Here is a 2,098-nt window from a genome sequence, read left to right as displayed (position 1 = left end):
CTTCGAGCGGCGGCTGGACATCCACGAAGCGCTGTTGAAACTGGCTGCAGCGATCATCTGTGCGCGCTTCGTGGATCGGTGGTGTTAGCCGCTCTTAGCACGGGCAAAAATTCTGCACTTCCCATTTAGATCAAAAAATACGCGCGTGCCCTTTTGCAGATCAGAAAAGCTTTTTCAAATAGATGAAGATTCGATTCTTTGACCTTGCCTATGTCGCGAGGTCTACTGTGCAAGTTACCGGAGGTTCATGTGTTGCATTTCAGGTTTGAGACCGCCTTCTTCCACTTCCATGTTTGCACCTGCTTGATTTATTCCCATCGGCGGTGCGCTGCGTCGTAGCCCAGATGAGCCGTGGTACCGACGGGCCGCAGAAACGCCAGCAGCTTGTCGTGAATGTCGTAGTAGTAACGCGTGAGGTGGTGGCCGGAAATCCCCGAAGCGACCAACCGGTCCGCATCGCCATAGGTGTAGCTGCGCGCCGCCCCATCGGCGATGGCTGCCGCGCTCTTAACGACCCTGTTGAATTTTTAGTTGATAGTTTCGCCATTAATCCTATAGTAACTGTCTGGATAATCTGGGGGCAGAAGAAGTCGACTTGAGACCACCCCACTACTTTCTGAAAACTTCTTCTAATGAGACCTCTTCATCATCATCGTCAATAATTTTATAAATTATATCTTTCATAGATAATTTGAAAATTCTGTATAAATTATCATTCCAGCCCACAATTGAAAGATGAAGTTCTTGATCCTGACTTTCCACGGATATATCGTAGTTCCATGAGTTAGCCAGTTCCGGATCTTTGATTAGCAATTTCCCATACCCATCGTAAAAGCAGGTTGCATGATACAATATCACCGCTTTTTTCATTGAATCAATTGCTTCGGTGCCGACGTAATCCTTGAGCTTAACAGTGTATTCGTAGGCCATTATGATCCACCTCCATACGACCGCCTTACCGTTGGCAAACCGGCAGGGTTTAATGCCAATTTGTGTCTTGTCGCCTACTGGGCGGACCTGCCCGCGGCCGTTTAAGTGCAACAGCCTTAGTCGCCAAGCATGCACTTTAACCCACTGAGTTAAAAAAACATGATGAATAATATGCCCCGATCGAGACAAAAAACTCCCCAACCAGAGTCCATGTGCATCAAGCCATAAACTCAAATCATCACATGCGATTTATTCGGAAATCACATTAACTGGAATCATGCCCACATCCGAAAATAACCAACTATACAGATTGCCCCCAGGTAATTCATCACAGACATGCTCAAAGAGTTCTTCATAGGAAAAAACATAGAAACCAAACGACTTCAGCAGCCTCACCAAATTTTTTCCAACCGTACAACTATCCTGCGACCTTTCGAGGTCAACCACAACAGCATACTTCCCCACCATGGAAAGCTGCAACAAAAAACCTTCCTTATAACCCTCCGGCTTCAGTAACCAAAAAAAAGCCACATCATCATTCAAGTCAGTAACATCCGTCACATTCCCGTATGAAGAAAGATTATTAAAAATCTTCAGATATTTATCCCCCCTCACAGCAGCATTCACAAAGCCATAGTCAGGACTCTGCAGGTCACGATAACTTTTCCGAATGTCTTCGAGGATTTCGCATTTATTCATGGTGTTTCTGGCCCTGCTGGATGCCCATGGATTTTCCCATTGGCGTCCTGATGGACTCGAACCTTGGATTGTGTTCCGCCGTTGGGACCAAAGCCAACCGGATGATGGAATTCATGATCCTTTAATCCAGGCCTACCGGGCACTGGTGTTCCCTTAGCCCAAGCCTCATCCGTATAATTCACTGCATCACTCCAATCAACAAAGACCGAAATTGGCTTATTAACTTTTGCCCGATTTATTTGCTGAGGCGTGCCCAGCACATGCCCTGCTTGTTTTTGTTGAGATATGTGCGAAGGACAAGGTGACCATCCCCAGGGATCGGTCCAGATAACTGGATTGAACGCATATTGATGCAGATTCACTCCGCCCGCCAGCCCGATCGGGTCAGGCGTAGTGAACGCCCCCAGATCCGCGTCATAGTAGCGGAAGGTGTTGTAGTGCAGCCCCGTCTCCCGGTCCAGGTACTGCC

Annotated in this window: 3 protein-coding genes and 1 pseudogene; 1 reads left to right on the top strand and 3 read right to left on the bottom strand. The window is 47.5% G+C overall.

Annotation, left to right across the window (positions count from 1 at the left end; all coding sequences use genetic code 11):
• Nucleotides 1–88 (top strand): annotated as a pseudogene (locus T336_RS27260) (IS5/IS1182 family transposase); the annotation flags it as partial.
• Nucleotides 89–609: 521 nt separating this feature from the next.
• Here the strand turns inward: T336_RS27260 and T336_RS26940 are convergent.
• The 3 genes from T336_RS26940 to T336_RS26375 all read right to left on the bottom strand — a co-directional run.
• Entirely contained in the window at nucleotides 610–930 is a 321-nt protein-coding gene (locus tag T336_RS26940; RefSeq protein WP_156957938.1) for a hypothetical protein, read from the bottom strand.
• A 249-nt stretch (nucleotides 931–1,179) separates the two neighbouring features.
• Nucleotides 1,180–1,629 (bottom strand): hypothetical protein, encoded by a 450-nt coding sequence (locus tag T336_RS26935; protein ID WP_156957937.1) that lies wholly within the window; start codon nucleotides 1,627–1,629, stop codon nucleotides 1,180–1,182.
• On the bottom strand, nucleotides 1,626–2,098 hold a 473-nt coding region (locus T336_RS26375), incomplete at its 5' end, for an RHS repeat-associated core domain-containing protein (protein WP_167333667.1). The genes T336_RS26935 and T336_RS26375, both read right to left, overlap by 4 nt.

This window comes from Paracidovorax oryzae ATCC 19882, assembly GCF_000687165.1.
GTDB lineage: Bacteria > Pseudomonadota > Gammaproteobacteria > Burkholderiales > Burkholderiaceae_C > Paracidovorax > Paracidovorax oryzae.
The sequence above is the reverse complement of the archived record's forward strand: the minus strand, read 5'-3'. Positions and strand labels throughout refer to the sequence as shown.